We start from the raw sequence: 18,234 nt of genomic DNA, 5'->3' as shown, positions 1-18,234 counted from the left end.
GATTCTCTTCCATGGGTTTTTTCAATCGCAAAGATCCTGCCGACCAGGCGCAGTCCTCTAAACGGGCGGCAGTGCCTAGCGAGGTTCAGGCTGCGCAGTTGCGCGGCCGCGCGCGCCGCAGGTTGGCGGGCGCCGTTGCCCTGGTGCTGGCGGCCGTCATCATTCTGCCCATGGTGCTTGATTCGCAGCCCGTGCCGGTTGCCGACAACATTCCCATCCGCGTGCCGGACCGCAACACGCCTTTTCAACCCCAGGTAAGCGAGCCGCAGGCCGCCAACCCCGCCGTCGCCGCCAATGGCACGCCGGGTACTACCTCGGGTTCTGCGTCCGTCGAACCCGCCGTTCCGACCCCGCCTCCCGTCACGTCCACGCCTCCCGCTACGGCCACGCCCGCCACCACCGTGCAGGTGACGCCGCCGCTGGTCGCGCCCAAGCCCGAGGCCAAGCCGAAACCTGAAGCCAAGCCCGAGCCCAAGCCGGAAGCCAAGCCCGCGCAGCCCAAGCCCGATACGCGTTCCGATGACGGCGCACGCGCTCTGGCCCTGCTGGAAGGCCGCGCCGCGCCGGCCGCCGCCGCACCCGCTCCCAAGCCTGCCGCCAAGGGCAATTTCGTGCTCCAGATCGCCGCTTACACCACGTCGGAAGACGCCCAATCGCGCCGCGCCAAGTTGCATCAGGCGGGCGTCACCAACGCATTTGTCGAACAGGCCTCCATCGGAGGCAAACAGCAGTACCGTCTGCGCGTGGGGCCGTTCCCCTCGCGCGAGGCGGCGCAGGCGGCCCAGGCGCGGTTACGCACCCTGGGCTATGACAATGGTTTTATTGCCGCCCAATAGTGACCGGTTTCGACTTCGTCGTACTGGCCATCCTGGCGGTCTCGGCTGTGCTGGGCCTGGTGCGCGGCCTGCTCAAAGAGGTGCTGTCGCTGGTCGCCTATCTGCTGGCCTTCGTGGCCGCGATATGGTGGGGCCCCACGGTGTATACGTGGCTGGAGCCCTATATTGAAACGACGCTGCTGCGCATGGGAGTCTCATACGCCGTGGTGTTCATCCTTGTGCTGCTCGGTGTGGGTTTGGTCAACATGACGCTAGCCGCCTTGATCCGCAGTACCGGACTGAGCCCCGCCGATCACGGCCTGGGCGCGATGTTCGGACTGGCCCGTGGTCTGCTGATCGTGCTGGCGCTGGTCGCCGCTGCCGGCTATACGCCGCTACCCCAAGAGCCGTGGTGGAAGGACGCCATGTTTTCGCATTCGGCCATCGAGGCCGTCAAACATATCAAAACGTGGCTGCCGCCGTCTTTGGCGACATGGCTGCCGTATTGATTAGCTTCAAATCAACCAGGAAATCTCACCATGTGTGGAATCGTAGGGGTCATCGGGCGCGGGCCGGTCAACCAGCTGCTCTATGACAGCTTGCTGCTGTTGCAGCATCGCGGGCAGGACGCCGCGGGCATCGCGACATCGCAAGGCAACCAATTCAATATGTACAAGGCGCACGGCCTGGTGCGCGACGTCTTCCGTACGCGCAACATGCGTTCGTTGCCCGGTACGTCCGGCGTCGGCCAGGTCCGCTATCCCACCGCGGGCTCCAGCGCCAGCGAGGAAGAGGCCCAGCCGTTCTACGTCAACGCCCCGTTCGGCATCATGTTTGCCCACAACGGCAACCTGACCAACTGGCGCGAGCTGCGTGAATCGCTGTACCGCGTCGACCGCCGCCACATCAACACCAACTCCGATTCCGAAGTGCTGCTGAACGTGCTGGCGCACGAACTGCAATCGTCGGCAAACGGTGTGTCGCTAGACGACGACGCGATCTTCCGCGCCGTGTCGGCCGTGCATAAGCGCGTGCGTGGCGCCTACGCCGTCGTGGCGCAGATTTCCGGTTATGGCTTGCTGGCGTTCCGCGATCCCAACGGCATCCGCCCCTTGTGTATCGGCCGCATGGAAACCGACGAAGGCGTCGAGTGGATGGTGGCTTCGGAATCCGTGGCGCTGGAAGGCAGCGGTTTTGTCTTCGTGCGCGACGTCGAGCCGGGCGAAGCCGTGTTCGTCGACCTGGACGGCCGCTTCGTCAGCCGTCAATGCGCCGACAACCCGCAACTGGTGCCGTGCATTTTCGAATACGTTTACTTTGCGCGTCCGGATTCGCTGATCGACGGCGTGTCGGTTTACGACGCCCGCCTGCGCATGGGTGAATACCTGGCCGACAAGGTTGCGCGCAACATGCGCCTGGGCGACATCGACGTCGTCATGCCGATTCCGGATTCCTCGCGTCCCGCCGCCATGCAGCTGGCCGCGCGCCTGAACCTGGACTATCGCGAAGGGCTCATCAAGAACCGCTACGTGGGCCGCACGTTCATCATGCCGGGCCAGGCCGTGCGCCGTAAGTCCGTGCGCCAGAAGCTCAATGCCATCGGCATGGAGTTCAAGGGCAAGAACGTGCTGCTGGTCGATGACTCCATCGTGCGTGGCACCACCAGCCGCGAAATCGTGGACATGGCGCGCGCCGCCGGCGCCAACAAGGTGTACTTCGCGTCCGCCGCGCCTCCGGTGCGTTTCCCGAACGTGTACGGCATCGACATGCCCACGCAATCGGAATTGATCGCCACCGGCCGCAGCGACGAGGAAATCGCCCGCGCGATCGGCGCGGATTCGCTGATCTACCAGGACCTGTCCGACATGCAGCAGTCGGTACGTGACCTGAACCCCAAGATGCAGCGCTTCGAGGCTTCGTGCTTCGACGGCGAATACGTCACGGGCGACATCACCGCCGAATACCTGGCCCGCCTGGGTCAGTCGCGCGCCGAACCCGGCCAGGACGAGGGCGCAAGCGGCCTGCAGTTCAACATGGGCTACGCCGCCAACGACGCCTGATCTACCCCTGCTCGCCGTGGCCAAGCTCTTGGCCACGGTAAGCGGCCGGCAGGCTTTGCTGGCCGCAGCAGGCGCCCCAGTTCGCCAGTTTCGACGTGTGCCCGATGCCCGGGTTGAACGTATTGGTGGGATCCAGTTCGCGGTAGAACGCCGCCAGCGCCGGCTTGGCGACATACAGGTGACCCACATTGTGTTCTGCCGGATACTCGGCTTGCCGCGCGTCCAGCAATCCCCACATGCGCTTTTCCATCGCCAGCGGATCGACTCCCTTGCGCACGATGTAATCCTGGTGGAACACGTGGCAGAAGAAATGCCCGTAGTAAAGCTTGTGGACGATATCGCGTTCCATGTCTGCGGGCAGCGTCTCGACCCATTCGCGGTCATTGCGCCGTAGCGCGATATCCAGCGGCACGATGTCTTCGACCGATGAGCGATGCGTATCGCGATAGCGTATCGCCGCGCCGGCGATGGCGAAGCGATGCAGAAACGCCTTGCGCCCTTCGTCGGCATCGCATTCAAAGAAAGCCGCATCGTCGCGCCCCTCGAAAAGCCGGGAGAGGAAGGCGCGCGTCGCCGGGGCAGTATCGTCCGACACCCGCAGCAATAAATGATGTTCGTAGCGGTCGCGATATTGCCGCATCCGGCGTGGCAGGTGATTGGGCAGCAGGGCCATGGCGGCCTGGATCGCGCGATCGACCAAGCCTGGCAGGCCCAGTCGTTCCGCGATGCCGTCCAGCCGGCTCTTGATGGCGAATGCCTGCGGCACGCGCGCCGTGCCCAGCTTGTCGATCAGCAGAAACACGTCTTTGCCGTAGCGCGCACCGATGTCGAATGCGTCGCGGTGTATGTATTCGCCCGCGATGGGCAGGCGCGGAAGTTCGGCCAGCAGTTGGCGGCGCACGGCGGTCAGGTCATCGGGCTGGTTGCTGCCGATGTAGAACACCGTGCTGGCTTCGCGCGCGAACGTATCCAGGCGCACCGCGAACAGGCACACACGACCGGCCGAGCCCGAGGCTTCGTACAGGCGCGAGGGGTCGGCGTTGAAGCGCGCCGGCGTGGGCTCGTCAATCTGGCGCACATGCCGCGCGTAGTGCGGATCGGACGCCGCGCCCGTGTCGTCGCGGATATCTCGCGGACCATAATCGCCCGCCTGCAAGCGGGTCAGGATCTCTTCGGGAGTCTTGCCCAGGTCGATGCCCAGATGGTTGACCAGGCCAAGCGAGCCATCCGAGGCCACGCGCGCGTACAGCGCCAGTTCGGTATAGGCCGGGCCGCGCCGCAGCAACGCGCCGCCCGAGTTGTTGCATACCCCGCCCAGCACCGACGCGCCAATGCAGGACGACCCGATCACCGAATGCGGCTCGCGTCCCAGCGGCGCCAGCGTTTGTTCCAGCCGGTCCAGCGTGGCGCCCGGCAGGCAAACCACCTGCTGCCCGTCGCGTATCACCTGGATGTCCGGTATGCGCAGCGTGCTGATCAAGACGATCTCGCGGTCGTATTGATCGCCGTCCGGCGTGGAGCCCCCGGTCAAGCCGGTGTTGGCGGCCTGCATGATGACGATGCGGCCGGATTGCACCACGGCTTGCAGCACGCGCCATTGTTCCAGCAGCGTGCCCGGCCGCACGACGGCAAGGACGCGGCCTTCGCCGGTGCGATGGCCGCGCCGGAAGCGCCGCGTGGCCGAGTCGCCCGTCAGCACATGCGCGCTGCCGACGACGGCGCGCAATTGGGTCAGCAGCGCGGCGGCGGCGTCGTTGGCAGAATGTTGGTTCATGGATGCGTGGGGGAGGGCAGGCGGGTGGAGCGGTCGTGACGAGCGGCGTCTTCGTCCGTCTTGATGAGCGTGGCGCGGATGTAGTCCAGATGCTGGCCGATGACCGCGCGCGCCTGCTCGGGGTCGCCATCCAGAATGCTCTGCATCAGGGCCTGATGTTGATGCGTCAGCTTGTCTTGCGAGGCCGGGCTGTCCAGGATGAGCATGTTGCGACGGTTCTGGGCCACCGTGGACAGCATCAGATCGAACAGCCCGCGCATGATCTGCAGCAGCACCAGGTTGTGCGAGGCCTCGGCAATTGCCAGATGAAACTGCGCATCGGCGTGCGCCGACAGTTCGGCGTTGCCCCGCTGCTGGTGTTCGACCATCTGATCGAAGCAGCGCTGGATCTTCGCCTTATCCGCGTCGGTTGCGCGCTGCGCGGCGTAGCTGGCGGTGCTGCTTTCCAGCGCATACCGCGATTCCAATACGTCGTAGCGGTACTGCGGATCCTGCTGCATCAGCGCGCCCAAGGGCGACATGGATTGCTGCGGCCAGGGGCGCGCGTCGGCCGCTAGAAATGTACCCGCGCCCACCCGGCTGGTCAGGATGCCATGGCTGGATAGCTTCTGGATGGCCTCGCGCAAGGCGGTGCGCGATACGCCCAGGCTCTGTGCCAGGCCACGTTCGGCGGGCAGCCGGCCGCCCGGTGGGATGTCTTGGGCCTGGATCAGGGACAACAGCTTTTCAGCGACTTGGTCGGACAGGCGCATGGGAGGGTAATTGGTACGACCAATAGGTCGATCATCGAATGATTGCGGCGCGTGCGGATGACGCGCCGGGCTCAATGATACCCAGGAATGGCTTGGTGGCTCTTCGTTTTTTTAGATAGTCATGCCAGATTGGTACGACCAATTACGCGCCGGGCCTCAGCTCTGCGGCGCCCATAAGGATTCGCGCGTCGCTTCCAGATGCGTCAAATACAAACGCAGATCGAATTCGTACTGGTGGTAGTGCGGTTCCATCCGCAGGCACAGGTTGTAGAAGGCCTTGTTGTGGTCCTTCTCTTTCAGGTGCGCCAGTTCATGCACGGTGATCATCTTCAGGAACTCCGCGGGCACGGTCTTGAACAGCGTGGCCACGCGGATCTCGTGTTTGGCGCGTAGCTTCCCGCCCTGCACCCGCGAGATATACGTGTGCTGGCCCAGCGCATGCTGAATCACATGAATCTTGCTGTCGTACGCCACCTTGTTGATCTGATCGCCGTTGCGCAGATAGGTGTTTTTCAGATCGGTCACGTACTGGTACAGCGCACGGTCGGTGCGGACATCGTGCGGGCCATCGGGATAGCGCGAGAGCAGGGCAGCGCCCAGCTTGCCGCGATCAAGCAGCGTCTGGGCCTGCACGAGCAGGGGTTCCGGGTATCCGGTCAGGAATTTCAAGGAAATCACAACGGCAGGATGGGATCGCGCGCCCGGCGTGTTGGGTTCAGGCGCGTGCGCGGCTGAAGACGACGGGCAGCGCCATGAAGAACAGGACGACAAACAGCGCCAGGCTCCACAGGGCGTATTCAATGCCCAGGAACGGCACCTTGGCGTCCATGCAGGTGGCGAAGATGCCGAAGACCCACGGCACGTTGCCTTCCAGGCCGATGCCGGTCATGAAGCGGTCGGCGAAGGTCTGGTCGCACGACAGCATGTTGGCGGCAACGGTGTACTGATACCAGGCGGCCACGACGCCCGACAGCGACAGCAGTGCCGCCAGCGCGCCAGCGATGCGGGTCAGTGCCCGGCCGCCGCCAAAGCCGCCAATTAGCGCCACGACGCCGATGACCAGGTAGATCAGGCGTTGCAGCACGCACCAGGCGCAGGGCGGCATGTCGAAAACGTGCTGGGAAACCAGGGCCACGCCTACGGCGCCAAAGCAAAACAGGGCAATAAGGCGTAGCAGGCGTTCAGAGCGGGTAGTCATTTTTATCTTGGTTTGAAGTTGATCGAGGCGGGTGCGCGGTCCGGCCTACGCTTAGGCTTTGGGAACCGGAATTGGTTGCATCACTTGCGTCAACAAACTCAGCATCAGTTCGCGCGCGCCTTCCCAGAAGATCTGTACGCCCAGGCACAACATGATGAAGGCGGACAGGCGCATGAAGACGGCCGTGCCGTTGTCGCCCAGGCGGTGCAGCATCTGCGCGGCAAAGCGCAGGCAGACATACAGAGTCAGCGACACGGCGATGATGCCGGGAATCGATCCGCCCAGACGGACCAGGCTCAATACGTGGTTCTGGTCGCGCAGCGACACGCCCACGGTGATGGCGGCGGCAATCGAGCCGGGGCCGCAACTGATCGGAAAGGTCAGCGGGTAGAACGCGCGCGCCTTGGCCATTTCGGGCGTGAACGATTCGGCCATGCGGGCCACGCGTTCGGTGTCCGCATCCGGCGAATTCACCAGGCGCCACGCGCTGGCGATCACCAGCATGCCGCCGCCCACCCGCACGATCGACAGGGAAATGCCAAAGAAACTGAGCAGCACGTTGCCGGCGACCATGGCCACGGCCAGCATCAGGCAGACGTTGACGGCAACCCGCTTGGCCAGGACCACGCGCGTGGCGGAGGACGCGCCTTCGGTCAGCGACAGGAAGATCGGCGCGATCGCGGGCGGGTTCAGGAAGGGGAGCAGCGTGGCCAGCGCGAAGAAGAAGCTGCCACCAAAGACGCGCAGATAGTCGTTGAGCTGCATGAGAGTGGGCATCGCCGGGCCGAAAACCCGGATTGTATGCGGTCTGGGTAAGGCTGGCGATGCCGGTGGGGTGGGCGCAATGCGGGGAGGGCGGCGCGGGGCTTATCGGGCGGGAGCGGCTGTCAGGTATCGACGACGATGGCGTCGCCGCATTTGAGCGGGATGCGGTGTCCGGGCAGCGGGAAGAGTAATCCGCCGCCCAGGTCGAACGCCGCCGTCAGGCCACGCGCTGTTGCGCCTCGTCTCCGGCCAGCGCATCCAGGATGTCGCGCTCGAATTGCATCTGGCTGCGGGGGCGGGCCAGTGCGGACCCGTCTACGATGAAAACGTCTTCCACGCGGTCGCCCAGCGTCATGATCTTGGCCATGAGCAGGTTGACTTCGTGGCGGGCGAACACCCGCGCCAGCGCGTGCAAGAGGCCGGGGCGGTCGGTCGCGGTGACCGACAGGCGCCAGGACGTGCTGCGTTCATCGGGTTGCAGCTCGGCCTGCGGCATGACGGGAAACACCCGCGACGCGCGCGATTGCCGGCCCCGGCCGTAATAGCCGCCCCGGCTGGGCTGCGCTTGCGCGGCGGCGTGGGGGTCTTTCAGGCGTTCGGCAAGTTCGTGTTCCACCAGCGTGGCCTGCGCGCGCAGGTCGCTGGCGCCTTCGGGCAGCAGCACGATAAAGCTGTCCAGCGCCCAGCCGTGCCGCGTGGTGTGGATGCGCGCGTCCTGAATGGACAGGTTCTTGGCGTCGAAATATCCGCAGATGGCGACGAACAGATCGGGCGCGTCGCGCGTGTAGACCATGATCTGCAAGCCTTCGCCCTGCTCGGTGGGGCGCGCCCTGACCACCGCTTGCGCCGGTGCGACCTGGTGGTACAGGTGGCGCGTGTGCCAGGCGATGTCGGACGCGTCATGGCGCAGGAAGTAGGCCACGTCGAGCTGGTTCCAGAAGGCTTCGCGTGCGTCGTCGCGCAGTCCGGCACGGCGTGTCAGGCGGGCGGCTTCTTCCCTGCGTTCGGTCAGCACCGTGTGCGCGTCGGCATGCGCGCCGCCCAGCGCCGCCAGCGTCAGCTTGTACAGGTCTTCAAGCAGCTTGCCCTTCCAGGCGTTCCAGACTTTGGGGCTGGTGCCGCGGATGTCGGCCACGGTCAGCAGGTACAGCGCGGTCAGATGGCGTTCGTCTTTGACCGTGGCGGCGAATTCCTGCACCACCGCCGGGTCGGACAGGTCGCGCTTTTGCGCCACGGCGGACATCAGCAGATGCTGGCGCACCAGGAATTCCACCAGCTTGGCGTCGTCGGGATCCATGCCGTGGTCTTGCGCGAACTTGCGCACTTCGCGCGCGCCCAGTTCGGAATGGTCGCCACCCCGGCCCTTGGCGATGTCGTGAAACAACGCCGCCACGTACAGCAACCAGTGCCGGTCCAGGCCCGCGATCAACTGGCTGGCCAGCGGATATTCCTGCGCGTGCTCGGGCATGGTGAAACGGCGCAGGTTGCGCACCACCGCCAGCGTGTGCTGGTCCACCGTATAGGCGTGGAATAGGTCATGCTGCATCTGGCCGACGATGCGGCGGAACACCGGCAGATAGCGCGGCAGGATGTTCAGCATGGTCATGCGCCGCAGCTCGTGCACGATGCCGCGCGGCTGTTGCAGGATTTGCAGGAACAGCTTGCGGTTGACCGGGTTGCGGCGGAACTGCGCATCGATGCGATGGCGCGAATGCCAGATGGCGCGCAGCGTGCGCGCCGACATGCCGGTCAGCTCGGGGTGTTGCTGCATCACCAGGAAGGCGCGCAGCAGCAGCGTGGGATTGCGTTCGAAACCGTCGTCGCGAATGATGTCCAGGCGGTCGCGCAGGTTGCGGAAATCATCGTCGATGTCGCGCGCGTCGCTGTCGGGGCGCGGAAACAGACGCTCTTCGATGTTCTGCACCAGGATGCCGTTCAGCTGCGTCACCAGCCGCGCCGCCCAGTAATAGCGCTGCATCAGCAGCTCGCTGCCGCGTCGCGTGGCGGTGGCGTGGATGCCGTAGACCTCGGCCAGCGCCGGTTGCAGGTCGAACAGCACTCGGTCTTCGCGGCGATTCGACAGCAGGTGCAGTTCAATCCGCAGCCGCTTGAAGGCCTGCTCGGCCTTGCGCAGGTCGCGCGCTTCGGACGAGGTCAACAGGCCCGCTTGCGCCACCGAGCGCCAACTGTCGCCAAAGCCTGCCGCGCGCGCCATCCACAAGATCACTTGCAGGTCGCGCAGGCCGCCGGGCGACTCCTTGCAGTTCGGTTCCAGCGCGTAGGGCGTGTCGTGGTAGCGCGCATGGCGCTGCTGCATTTCGACCCGCTTGGCGCGGAAAAAGGCGCGCGGATCCAGCCGGGACTTGGTCGCGGCGTCGAACTTGCGCATCAGGATGCGGCTGCCCGCCAGCCAGCGCGACTCCAGCAACGCCGTTTCCACGGTGATGTCGGCATCGGCCTCGCGCTCGCAGTCTTCAATGGTGCGCACGCTATGGCCGGGCTCCAGGCCCAGATCCCACAGGGACGCCACCAGCCGTTCAATGGCCGACTCTTCCTCGCGCGTGGGGGCGTGCGGCAGCAGGATCAGCAGGTCCACATCGGAATGCGGATAAAGCTCGCCCCGCCCATATCCGCCCACCGCCGCCAGCGTGGCGCCCAGGGGCAGCGGGCAATGCTTGACCAGATCGCGCAGCGCGGCGTCCACGATGCGGCGCAATTCGGACAGCAGCGTGTCCGGGCGCTCGTGCTCTCGAAACTGGGCCACCGCGGCGCGCCGTGATTGCTGGATGCGTTCACGCAGGGAGCTGAGGAATTCGGCGGACATGGGTGGGCGGCGGAAGCTTAGACGGCGGGGATGACGATGGGCTCGGTGATGAAGGCCGGCGGGGGCGGCATGCCCGGCGACAGCGTCAGCACTTCGTAGCCGGTGTCGGTGACGCACACCGCGTGTTCCCATTGGGCGGACAGGCTGTGATCGCGCGTCACCACCGTCCAGCCGTCGGCAAGCTGGCGGATTTCGCGCCGGCCGGCGTTGATCATGGGTTCAATCGTGAAAAGCATACCCGTCACCAATTTCACGCCCGTGCCCGGCTTGCCGTAATGCAGCACCTGGGGATCTTCATGGAAACGCTGGCCGATACCGTGGCCGCAGAATTCGCGCACCACCGAGAACCCGTTCGATTCGGCGTGCTTCTGGATGGCGTTGCCCACGTCGCCCAGGGTGGCGCCATTCTTGACCTGCTGGATACCCTTCCACATGCATTCGAAGGTGATCTCGGTCAGGCGGCGCGACAGGATGGATTGTTCGCCGACCGCGTACATGCGGCTGGTATCGCCAAACCAGCCATCCTTAATGATGGTGACGTCGATGTTCAGCGAGTCGCCGTTCTTGAGCACCTTGTCGCCGGGAATGCCGTGGCACACCTGGTGGTTGACGGACGTGCAGATGGCGCCGGTGAAGGGCGGGTAGCCGGGCGGGGCGTAGCCCACCGTGGCGGACTTCACTTTCAGTTCATCGGTCAGGTATTCCAGGCAGAGGCGATCCAGCTCTCCAGTCGTGACACCCGGCTTGACGTAGGGGGTGATGAAATCGAGGACTTTGGCGGCGTCCTGGCAGGCGGCGCGCATTTTGGCCAGGTCGGCCGGATTGGTAATTGTGCCCATGGAGTAACTTGACGATCTCTCGCTTGAATGTCTGCTTGAAAGAATAGTAGAATTATAGGCTTCCCTAAAATTTTGGGGAGCATGCTGATATCGGTGCGGCAGCTGGCGGGGCAAAGCCCTAAGCCGGATTGTTACCGATAACAGCAATAACTGGGTAACGGCAAGAGCCGATCCCGGCAAAGGTAGGACGGAGTGTTTGCGTTCACCTCAGAGGGCCACTTGTTGGCCCGAACGATCTGCGTTGTGAGATCGGCGGCAATCCCTGAAGTTTCACCGCAAGCGAAGGTTGTGGAGCGAAATCGGGTGCGCTGTCTGGTTCCGAGGCGGGGCGGGCGGGCTGGTTGGGGGCTTGATGAAGGTGGGGGCGGCTGAAATCTTGCCCGAGTTGGGGCACGGCGTGCTTGTTAGCCCGGTCATGTTTTTGAGCGGCGATGCAGGTTCGGTATGGGCGTCGGATTAAGTTCTTGAAAACGCAGGCTTTGTTTCGAAGCTCGGCGTTTTTTTGTAAGAGCTGCCCCGATGGTCTGATGCGCAGGATGGCGACAAGCCCGCTTGCGAAGAACTGGATTTCGCTGCCAACAAAACAAGTCCGGGTGCGCTGAATCCCGGAAACTTCCAGGAATTTCCTGGAGTGTCTGGTTCGGCGCCATGCCTGTAAAAGGGCATGGACAAGTGCTTGGTGCAAGGCTCTGGTCGTGTCGGTCGTCTGGGTTTATCGCGGAAGCAGTAGTTTTATTGCGACAGTGATCGGTCGGCCCGGTTAAAATTTTGTCCATCCCGCGTGTTGCGGGAAATCGCGCGTTGTACCACCCAGGGTGTCAGCCAGAGGCTGATGCAGGTGCGGCGCAAGAAATCAACCCTTGGAGAATTACATGTCTTTGATGCGCGAAATGCTGGAAGCGGGTGTCCACTTTGGTCACCAAACCCGTTACTGGAACCCCAAGATGGCTCCGTACATCTTCGGTCACCGTAACAAGATTCACATCATCAACCTGGAAAAGACGGTTGATAAGTACCAGGAAGCCACCAAGTTCGTGAAGCAGCTGGCTGCTCGCGGCGGCAACATCCTGTTCGTCGGCACCAAGCGCGCTGCTCGCGAGCTGGTCGCTTCCGAAGCCGCCCGTTGCGGCATGCCCTTCGTCGACGCCCGCTGGCTCGGCGGCATGCTGACCAACTTCAAGACGGTCAAGACCTCGGTCAAGCGCCTGAAGGACATGGAAGTCGTCGTCGCCGAAGGCGGCGCCGAGCGCATGATCAAGAAGGAAGGCCTGCTGTTCCAACGCGAACTGGACAAGCTGAACAAGTCGATCGGCGGCATCAAGGACATGAACGGTCTGCCTGACGCCATGTTCGTCATCGACGTCGGCTACCACAAGATCGCCATCGCCGAAGCCAAGACGCTGGGCATCCCCGTCGTCGCCGTGGTTGACACCAACCACTCGCCGGACGGCATCGACTACGTCATCCCGGGTAACGATGACTCGGCCAAGGCCATCGCGCTGTACGCCAAGGGCATCGCCGACGCTGTGCTGGAAGGCCGCGAACAGAACCTGAACGGTCTGGTCGAAGAGCAAGGTGAAGGTCAGGAAGAGTTCGTCGAAGTGCAGGACAACCAGGCCTAAGCCGGCTGTCATGTCCGGCGGTTAGTGTCGGGAGCGGCTTTGAAACAGATCCGCTCCCGCCTCGCCGGCACTGCGAAGGTGGGCTCCCATCTTCCTGGCCCGCCACTGGCGGGCGTCTCATCGAATCAATCACTGCCCCGGCGAGCCGGGGCGTGTCTTAGCAAAATTTGGAGCAAACATGGCTGAAATTACCGCTGCCCTGGTCAAGGAACTGCGCGAAAAGACCGACGCGCCCATGATGGAGTGCAAGAAGGCCTTGACGGAAGCCGAAGGCGACCTGGCTCGTGCCGAGGAAATCCTGCGCGTCAAGCTGGGCAACAAGGCCAGCAAGGCCGCTGCCCGCGTCACCGCCGAGGGCCTGATCGGTCTGTTCATCTCCGCCGATGCCAAGCAAGGCGCCGTTGTCGAAATCAACTGCGAAACCGACTTCGTCGCCAAGAACGACGACTTCGTCGGTTTCGTGAACAAGCTGGCTGAACTGGTCGCCACGCAGAACCCGGCCGACGTGGCCGCTCTGTCGGCCCTGCCGTTCGGCGAAGGCACCGTTGAAACGACCCGTACCGCCCTGATCGGCAAGATCGGCGAAAACATCTCGATCCGCCGCTTCGAGCGCATCGAGACGCCGAACGCGCTGGCCAGCTACGTGCACGGTGGCAAGATCGGCGTGCTGGTGGAATACACCGGCGCCGAAGAAGTGGGCAAGGACCTGGCGATGCACATCGCCGCCACCAAGCCCAAGGCCCTGAACGCCGACGGCGTGAACCCGGCCGACATCGCCGCCGAGCGCTCGGTTGCCGAGCAGAAGGCTGCCGAATCGGGCAAGCCGGCTGACATCGTCGCCAAGATGGTTGAAGGTTCGGTCGCCAAGTTCCTGAAGGAAGTGACCCTGCTGTCGCAGCCGTTCGTCAAGAACGACAAGGCCACGGTCGAGCAACACCTGAAGGCTAACGGCGCTTCGATCAGCAAGTTCGTGCTGTTCGTTGTCGGCGAAGGTATCGAGAAGAAGACCAGCGACTTCGCCGCTGAGGTTGCCGCCGCCGCCGCTGGCGCCGCCTGACCTCGGGGTAGTGCTTAAAGGCCGGCACTAGATTAAATTCTAGTCCGGCCTTTTTCGCCGCAGGGCCGCCCAAGGGCACACCCTTGGAGCCATCGCCAAGCCCGCGGCGTTGAGGGGCTCCCCTCATTCTTGTCTTACACTTTCGTCGGATTGTTCTTCGGGATATCACCTATGAGCAGCAGAGCATACAAACGGGTTCTTCTCAAACTTTCCGGCGAGGCGCTGATGGGCGAGGATGCTTTTGGCATCAACCGCTCCACCATCGTCCGCATGACCGATGAGATCGCCGAAGTCGCCGCCACGGGCGTCGAACTGGCCATCGTCATCGGCGGAGGTAATATTTTCCGTGGCGTCGCCCCGGGTGCGCAGGGCATGGACCGCGCCACCGCCGACTACATGGGCATGATGGCCACCATCATGAACGCGCTTGCGCTGCAGGACGCACTCAAGCACAAGGGCATCGACACCCGCGTACAATCCGCCCTGAACATCGATCAGGTCGTCGAACCCTACATCCGCCCGAAGGCTTTGCGTTACCTCGAAGAGGGCAAGGTCGTCATTTTCGCCGCGGGTACGGGCAACCCCTTCTTCACGACCGACACCGCCGCCGCCTTGCGTGGCGCGGAAATCGGCGCGGAGATCGTGTTGAAAGCCACCAAAGTGGACGGCATCTACAGCGCGGATCCCAACAAGGATCCCACCGCTACGCGCTATGCGCGGATCAGCTTCGATGAAGCGATCGTGCGCCGTCTGGAAGTCATGGACGCCACGGCCTTCGCGCTGTGCCGTGACCAGAAACTGCCGATCAAAGTGTTTTCGATCAATAAGTCCGGCGCGCTCAAGCGAGTGGTCAGCGGCGAAGACGAAGGCACGTTGGTACACGTTTAAAGAAAAGGAAATTCCATGAGCGCAGCAGAAATCCGCAAGTCCGCCGACGCCAGAATGGCCAAGTCGCTTGATACGCTCAAGATCAACTTGGGCAAGATCCGGACGGGCCGCGCCCACACCGGCATCCTGGACCACGTGCAGGTCGAGTACTACGGTTCGCCGGTACCGGTGGGCCAAGTCGCCAACGTCAACCTCGTGGACGCGCGCACCATCAGCGTGCAGCCCTACGAAAAGCACATGGCCGGCCCGATCGAAAAGGCCATCCGTGAATCGGACCTGGGTCTGAACCCCATCTCGATGGGCGACACCATCCGCGTGCCGATGCCCGCCCTGACCGAAGAGCGCCGCCGCGACCTGACCAAGGTCGTGCGCAGCGAAGGCGAAGACGCCAAGATCGCCGTGCGCAACCTGCGCCGTGAAGCGAACGAAGCGTTGAAGAAGCTGGTCAAGGACAAGGAAATCTCCGAGGACGACGAACGTCGTGCGCAGGACGACGTCCAGAAGCTGACCGATCGCTCTGTTGCGGACATCGACAAGATGGTCGTCCAGAAAGAAGCGGAAATCATGACCGTATAATCCTCGATTGGCTCGGGGCGCGCGGTCATGCCGCATCGCCCCGGCGTCAGGATATTCTTGCCTATGCGCCGTCCTTACCATTGCTACGCAGCACCCTTACGCAGCAATGGAACGACGGCGCAGGTTTTTCTTCCGTCTTTTCGATATTGCCCGGCACGCCGCGCTTAAGTCCCACATCCATGGCAACCAGTTCGACCCAGGCGGTACCCGACACTCGCGATATCCCCGAGCACGTGGCCATCATCATGGATGGCAACGGACGCTGGGCCACGCGGCGGCTCCTGCCTCGCACCGCTGGCCACGCCAAGGGCGTGCAGGCAGTGCGCCGTGTGGTCGAAGCCTGCGGCCGTGCCGGCGTGCGCTACCTGACGCTGTTCGCGTTCAGCTCCGAAAACTGGCGTCGGCCGGCCGAAGAAGTGTCGCTGTTGATGCGCCTGTTCGTGCAGGCGCTTGAGCGCGAAATCGGCAAGCTCGACGAGCAGGGCGTGCGCTTGCACGTCATTGGCGACCTGAGCGCGTTCGAGCCCCGTCTGCAAGAGCTGATCCAGGCCGCGCAGGCGCGCACTGCCCACAACGACCGCCTGCACCTGACGGTCGCCGCCAACTACGGCGGCCGCTGGGATATCCTGCAAGCCACCCGGGCAATGCTCGCCGCCGAACCTGACTTGGCGGCGCATCCCGAGCGCGTCGACGAAGAGCGTCTGGCGCGGCACCTGTCGATGTCCTGGGCGCCCGAGCCCGACCTGTTCATCCGCACTGGCGGTGAACAGCGCATTTCCAATTTCCTGATCTGGCAGATGGCCTACGCGGAGTTCTACTTCACGGACCGCTATTGGCCGGATTTCGGCGCCGCCGAGTTGCAAGCGGCATTTGACTGGTATCGCACCCGCGAACGCCGCTTCGGCCGCACCAGCGCGCAACTCAGCGAAAGCGGCGCAAAGTAAGCAGACGGCGACAAGCGCGTTTTTCCAAAGCAGCACACGAGGAGACCGTCATATGTTGGGCCAGCGTATCGTTACCGCCGTCATTCTGTTGGCCATTCTGGCCGCCGCGATGATCAGCGCGAACCCCTGGTGGTTTGTCGCCTTGCTGGCCTTGGCCGCCGCGTGCGCCAACTGGGAATGGCTGCGCCTGACCTTGCCTCAGCCCCCATCCCCCTTGATTTCCGTCGGCGTCGCCGTGCTGCTGTTCGCCGGCATGCTGGTGCTGGCTTCGGCCTGGTTGGCCGGTGGCGGCACCGGTTGGCGCGATCCGGCCTGGGTGCTGCGCTATGTGGTGCCGGCCGTGGCGGCCGTCTGGCTGCTGGGCGGCTTCACGGCCGTGGTTCGCGGCCGCTCCGACGCGCCGCCCGCCAGTCTGGGCTGGTCTGTGTTTTCGGTGCCCGCCGCTTTCGCGGCCTGGGCGGTGCTGGCGCAGATGTTCGTCGCGCGCGGCGCGGGATTCGTGGTGTCGTTGCTGGCGCTGGTCTGGGTGGCGGACATCGCCGCCTATTTTGCCGGCCGGGCGTTCGGCAAGCGTAAACTGGCTCCGCGGGTCAGCCCGGGCAAGACCATCGAAGGCGCCATCGCGGGCGTGCTGGGCGCCGTGGTCTGGATCGGCCTGTCCAGTTTGTGGGAGGGATCGTTCGGCCATGCGCTGGTCGAACGCTGGAGCTTCTGGCTGGCGCTGCCTATCGCCGCCGTGCTCGGTGTGGTGTCCATCGTGGGCGACCTGTTCGAATCGCTGCTCAAGCGCCGGGCCGGCCGCAAGGACTCCAGCACGCTGTTGCCGGGTCACGGTGGGGTTTATGACCGCATCGATGCGATTCTTCCGGTTGCGCCGTTTGCGCTACTTTTGTCTGGAGTCTTGTTTTGACGGCTTTTCAACGCGTCGTCGTGCTGGGGTCGACCGGGTCGATCGGTGAAAGCACGCTGGATGTGATTGCCCGCCACCCCGAGCGTCTGGCGGTTTACGCGCTGTCCGCATACAGCCGGATGGAACGCCTGGCCGAGCAGGCCCAGGCCAGCCGCGCCGCCGTCGTGGTGGTGCCCGATGATGCGGCGCGCAAGCAATTCATGGCTGCCTGGGCGGGTGCCGATCCCATGCCGCAGATTCGCGTCGGCGCGCAGGCGTTGGCGGACACGGCGGCGGATCCCGAATGCGATTCGGTCATGGCGGCCATCGTCGGCGCAGCTGGCTTGCCCGCCGCGCTGGCGGCGGCCCGCAGCGGCAAGCGCGTGCTTCTGGCCAACAAGGAAGCGCTGGTTGCGGCCGGTTCGCTGTTCATGCAGGCCATTCGCGATCACGGCGCCGAGCTCTTGCCGATCGACAGCGAACACAACGCAATTTTTCAATGCCTGCCCCATGGCGGGCGGGCCCATGCGCCCGATGCGCCCGCGCCGGGCGTGCGCCGCCTGCTGCTGACAGCCTCTGGCGGCCCGTTCCGGGGCCGCGACCTTGAAGACCTGCACGATGTGACGCCCGCGCAAGCCTGCGCCCATCCCAACTGGAGCATGGGCCGCAAGATCTCGGTGGACTCGGCGACCATGCTCAACAAGGGCCTGGAAGTGATCGAGGCGCATTGGCTGTTCGCCATGCCGGCCGACCGCATCGAGGTCGTGGTGCATCCGCAAAGCGTGGTGCATTCGATGGTCGAATACGACGACGGCTCGGTGCTGGCCCAATTGGGGCAGCCCGACATGCGCACGCCGATTGCCTACGGCCTGGGCTTTCCGGAACGCCTGGCAAGCGGCGTCGGTCCGCTGGACCTGACCCGGCTTGGCCGCCTGGATTTCGAGAAGCCCGATCTGGCCCGATTTCCCTGCCTGGCGCTGTCCTTCGCCGCGTTGCGGGCGGGGCAGGGTGCTTGCGTGGCGCTCAACGCCGCCAACGAAGTCGCCGTGGCGGCATTCCTGGATGGCCGGCTGCCCTATACCTGGATCTCGCGCGTGATCGAGGCCACCCTGGAGTGGCAAGCAGGGCAGGCATCTGTTACCCTCAACAGTCTTGACGAAGTGCTGGCGCTGGATGCCGATGCGCGCATCTTCGCAGGTAACCTTGGGCTGGCCTGACGGCTGGCCCGCTT

17 protein-coding genes are annotated in these 18,234 nt (G+C 64.2%); 10 read left to right on the top strand and 7 right to left on the bottom strand.

What is annotated here, in order from left to right; genetic code table 11:
- Positions 1 to 11: 11 nt before the first annotated feature.
- Genes API01S_RS20830 through purF form a run of 3 tightly spaced genes read left to right on the top strand, consistent with a single transcriptional unit; the run spans position 12 to position 2,875 of the window.
- The gene (locus API01S_RS20830) at positions 12 to 836 is read left to right on the top strand and encodes an SPOR domain-containing protein (RefSeq protein ID WP_061306047.1); all 825 of its coding nucleotides are present in this window, start codon (positions 12 to 14) and stop codon (positions 834 to 836) included.
- Complete coding sequence (locus tag API01S_RS20825) at positions 836 to 1,324, top strand: CvpA family protein (RefSeq protein WP_006219085.1); 489 nt, start codon at positions 836 to 838, stop codon at positions 1,322 to 1,324. The genes API01S_RS20830 and API01S_RS20825 overlap by 1 nt, the downstream gene beginning before the upstream one ends.
- Positions 1,325 to 1,354: 30 nt before the next feature.
- Positions 1,355 to 2,875 carry an amidophosphoribosyltransferase gene (gene purF, locus API01S_RS20820; protein WP_006219086.1) on the top strand — a complete coding sequence of 507 codons (1,521 nt, stop codon included), beginning with the start codon at positions 1,355 to 1,357 and terminating at the stop codon, positions 2,873 to 2,875.
- Between the two features lies 1 nt (position 2,876).
- Here purF and dld read toward each other — a convergent pair whose 3' ends face one another.
- The 7 genes from dld to map all read right to left on the bottom strand — a co-directional run bounded on the left by dld (position 2,877) and on the right by map (position 11,027).
- Positions 2,877 to 4,649 carry a D-lactate dehydrogenase gene (gene dld / locus API01S_RS20815; RefSeq protein WP_061306046.1) on the bottom strand — a complete coding sequence of 591 codons (1,773 nt, stop codon included), beginning with the start codon at positions 4,647 to 4,649 and terminating at the stop codon, positions 2,877 to 2,879.
- Complete coding sequence (gene lldR, locus API01S_RS20810) at positions 4,646 to 5,401, bottom strand: transcriptional regulator LldR (protein ID WP_061306045.1); 756 nt, start codon at positions 5,399 to 5,401, stop codon at positions 4,646 to 4,648. The genes dld and lldR overlap by 4 nt, the downstream gene beginning before the upstream one ends.
- Before the next feature lie 156 nt (positions 5,402 to 5,557).
- Entirely contained in the window at positions 5,558 to 6,079 is a 522-nt protein-coding gene (locus API01S_RS20805) for a M48 metallopeptidase family protein (RefSeq protein WP_050729020.1), read from the bottom strand.
- Between the two features lie 37 nt (positions 6,080 to 6,116).
- A complete protein-coding gene (locus API01S_RS20800) occupies positions 6,117 to 6,599 on the bottom strand; it encodes a disulfide bond formation protein B (RefSeq protein WP_050729019.1) in 483 nt (160 codons plus the stop codon).
- A 51-nt stretch (positions 6,600 to 6,650) separates the two neighbouring features.
- The gene (locus API01S_RS20795) at positions 6,651 to 7,364 is read right to left on the bottom strand and encodes a MarC family protein (RefSeq protein ID WP_039883178.1); all 714 of its coding nucleotides are present in this window, start codon (positions 7,362 to 7,364) and stop codon (positions 6,651 to 6,653) included.
- A gap of 217 nt (positions 7,365 to 7,581) precedes the next feature.
- Positions 7,582 to 10,188, bottom strand: coding sequence for a [protein-PII] uridylyltransferase (locus API01S_RS20790; protein ID WP_050729018.1), 2,607 nt, complete (start codon positions 10,186 to 10,188; stop codon positions 7,582 to 7,584).
- A 17-nt stretch (positions 10,189 to 10,205) separates the two neighbouring features.
- Positions 10,206 to 11,027: a type I methionyl aminopeptidase gene (map, locus tag API01S_RS20785; RefSeq protein ID WP_006219094.1), complete on the bottom strand. Its 822-nt coding sequence runs from the start codon at positions 11,025 to 11,027 to the stop codon at positions 10,206 to 10,208.
- A gap of 872 nt (positions 11,028 to 11,899) precedes the next feature.
- Between map and rpsB the strand changes: the two genes are divergently transcribed.
- The 7 genes from rpsB (at position 11,900) to API01S_RS20750 (ending at position 18,220) form a co-directional block, all read left to right on the top strand.
- A complete protein-coding gene (rpsB, locus tag API01S_RS20780) occupies positions 11,900 to 12,649 on the top strand; it encodes a 30S ribosomal protein S2 (RefSeq protein WP_006219095.1) in 750 nt (249 codons plus the stop codon).
- 178 nt (positions 12,650 to 12,827) lie between these two features.
- The gene (gene tsf / locus API01S_RS20775; protein WP_006219096.1) at positions 12,828 to 13,706 is read left to right on the top strand and encodes a translation elongation factor Ts; all 879 of its coding nucleotides are present in this window, start codon (positions 12,828 to 12,830) and stop codon (positions 13,704 to 13,706) included.
- Positions 13,707 to 13,877: 171 nt separating this feature from the next.
- Complete coding sequence (gene pyrH / locus API01S_RS20770; RefSeq protein WP_006219097.1) at positions 13,878 to 14,594, top strand: UMP kinase; 717 nt, start codon at positions 13,878 to 13,880, stop codon at positions 14,592 to 14,594.
- 15 nt (positions 14,595 to 14,609) lie between these two features.
- The gene (gene frr, locus API01S_RS20765) at positions 14,610 to 15,170 is read left to right on the top strand and encodes a ribosome recycling factor (RefSeq protein ID WP_006219098.1); all 561 of its coding nucleotides are present in this window, start codon (positions 14,610 to 14,612) and stop codon (positions 15,168 to 15,170) included.
- A gap of 179 nt (positions 15,171 to 15,349) precedes the next feature.
- Positions 15,350 to 16,114 carry a polyprenyl diphosphate synthase gene (gene uppS, locus API01S_RS20760; RefSeq protein ID WP_006219100.1) on the top strand — a complete coding sequence of 255 codons (765 nt, stop codon included), beginning with the start codon at positions 15,350 to 15,352 and terminating at the stop codon, positions 16,112 to 16,114.
- A gap of 52 nt (positions 16,115 to 16,166) precedes the next feature.
- Positions 16,167 to 17,024, top strand: a complete 858-nt coding sequence (locus tag API01S_RS20755; protein ID WP_061306044.1) for a phosphatidate cytidylyltransferase — start codon at positions 16,167 to 16,169, stop codon at positions 17,022 to 17,024.
- Positions 17,021 to 18,220 carry a 1-deoxy-D-xylulose-5-phosphate reductoisomerase gene (locus tag API01S_RS20750; RefSeq protein ID WP_061306043.1) on the top strand — a complete coding sequence of 400 codons (1,200 nt, stop codon included), beginning with the start codon at positions 17,021 to 17,023 and terminating at the stop codon, positions 18,218 to 18,220. Before API01S_RS20755 ends, API01S_RS20750 begins: the two co-directional genes overlap by 4 nt.
- Positions 18,221 to 18,234 lie beyond the last annotated feature (14 nt).

The organism is Achromobacter piechaudii NBRC 102461 (genome assembly GCF_001571245.1).
Taxonomy (GTDB): domain Bacteria; phylum Pseudomonadota; class Gammaproteobacteria; order Burkholderiales; family Burkholderiaceae_B; genus Achromobacter; species Achromobacter piechaudii.
Note: the sequence above shows the minus strand (reverse complement) of the source record. Positions and strands in the feature narration are given on the sequence as shown.

Excerpts from the sequence above, each read along its gene's own strand:
- API01S_RS20830 (WP_061306047.1), top strand. The coding sequence starts at position 12 with ATGGGTTTTTTCAATCGCAAAGATCCTGCCGACCAGGCGCAGTCCTCT.
- purF (WP_006219086.1), top strand. The coding sequence starts at position 1,355 with ATGTGTGGAATCGTAGGGGTCATCGGGCGCGGGCCGGTCAACCAGCTG.
- dld (WP_061306046.1), bottom strand. The coding sequence starts at position 4,649 with ATGAACCAACATTCTGCCAACGACGCCGCCGCCGCGCTGCTGACCCAA.
- lldR (WP_061306045.1), bottom strand. The coding sequence starts at position 5,401 with ATGCGCCTGTCCGACCAAGTCGCTGAAAAGCTGTTGTCCCTGATCCAG.
- API01S_RS20800 (WP_050729019.1), bottom strand. The coding sequence starts at position 6,599 with ATGACTACCCGCTCTGAACGCCTGCTACGCCTTATTGCCCTGTTTTGC.
- API01S_RS20795 (WP_039883178.1), bottom strand. The coding sequence starts at position 7,364 with ATGCAGCTCAACGACTATCTGCGCGTCTTTGGTGGCAGCTTCTTCTTC.
- API01S_RS20790 (WP_050729018.1), bottom strand. The coding sequence starts at position 10,188 with ATGTCCGCCGAATTCCTCAGCTCCCTGCGTGAACGCATCCAGCAATCA.
- map (WP_006219094.1), bottom strand. The coding sequence starts at position 11,027 with ATGGGCACAATTACCAATCCGGCCGACCTGGCCAAAATGCGCGCCGCC.
- rpsB (WP_006219095.1), top strand. The coding sequence starts at position 11,900 with ATGTCTTTGATGCGCGAAATGCTGGAAGCGGGTGTCCACTTTGGTCAC.
- tsf (WP_006219096.1), top strand. The coding sequence starts at position 12,828 with ATGGCTGAAATTACCGCTGCCCTGGTCAAGGAACTGCGCGAAAAGACC.
- pyrH (WP_006219097.1), top strand. The coding sequence starts at position 13,878 with ATGAGCAGCAGAGCATACAAACGGGTTCTTCTCAAACTTTCCGGCGAG.
- frr (WP_006219098.1), top strand. The coding sequence starts at position 14,610 with ATGAGCGCAGCAGAAATCCGCAAGTCCGCCGACGCCAGAATGGCCAAG.
- uppS (WP_006219100.1), top strand. The coding sequence starts at position 15,350 with ATGGCAACCAGTTCGACCCAGGCGGTACCCGACACTCGCGATATCCCC.
- API01S_RS20755 (WP_061306044.1), top strand. The coding sequence starts at position 16,167 with ATGTTGGGCCAGCGTATCGTTACCGCCGTCATTCTGTTGGCCATTCTG.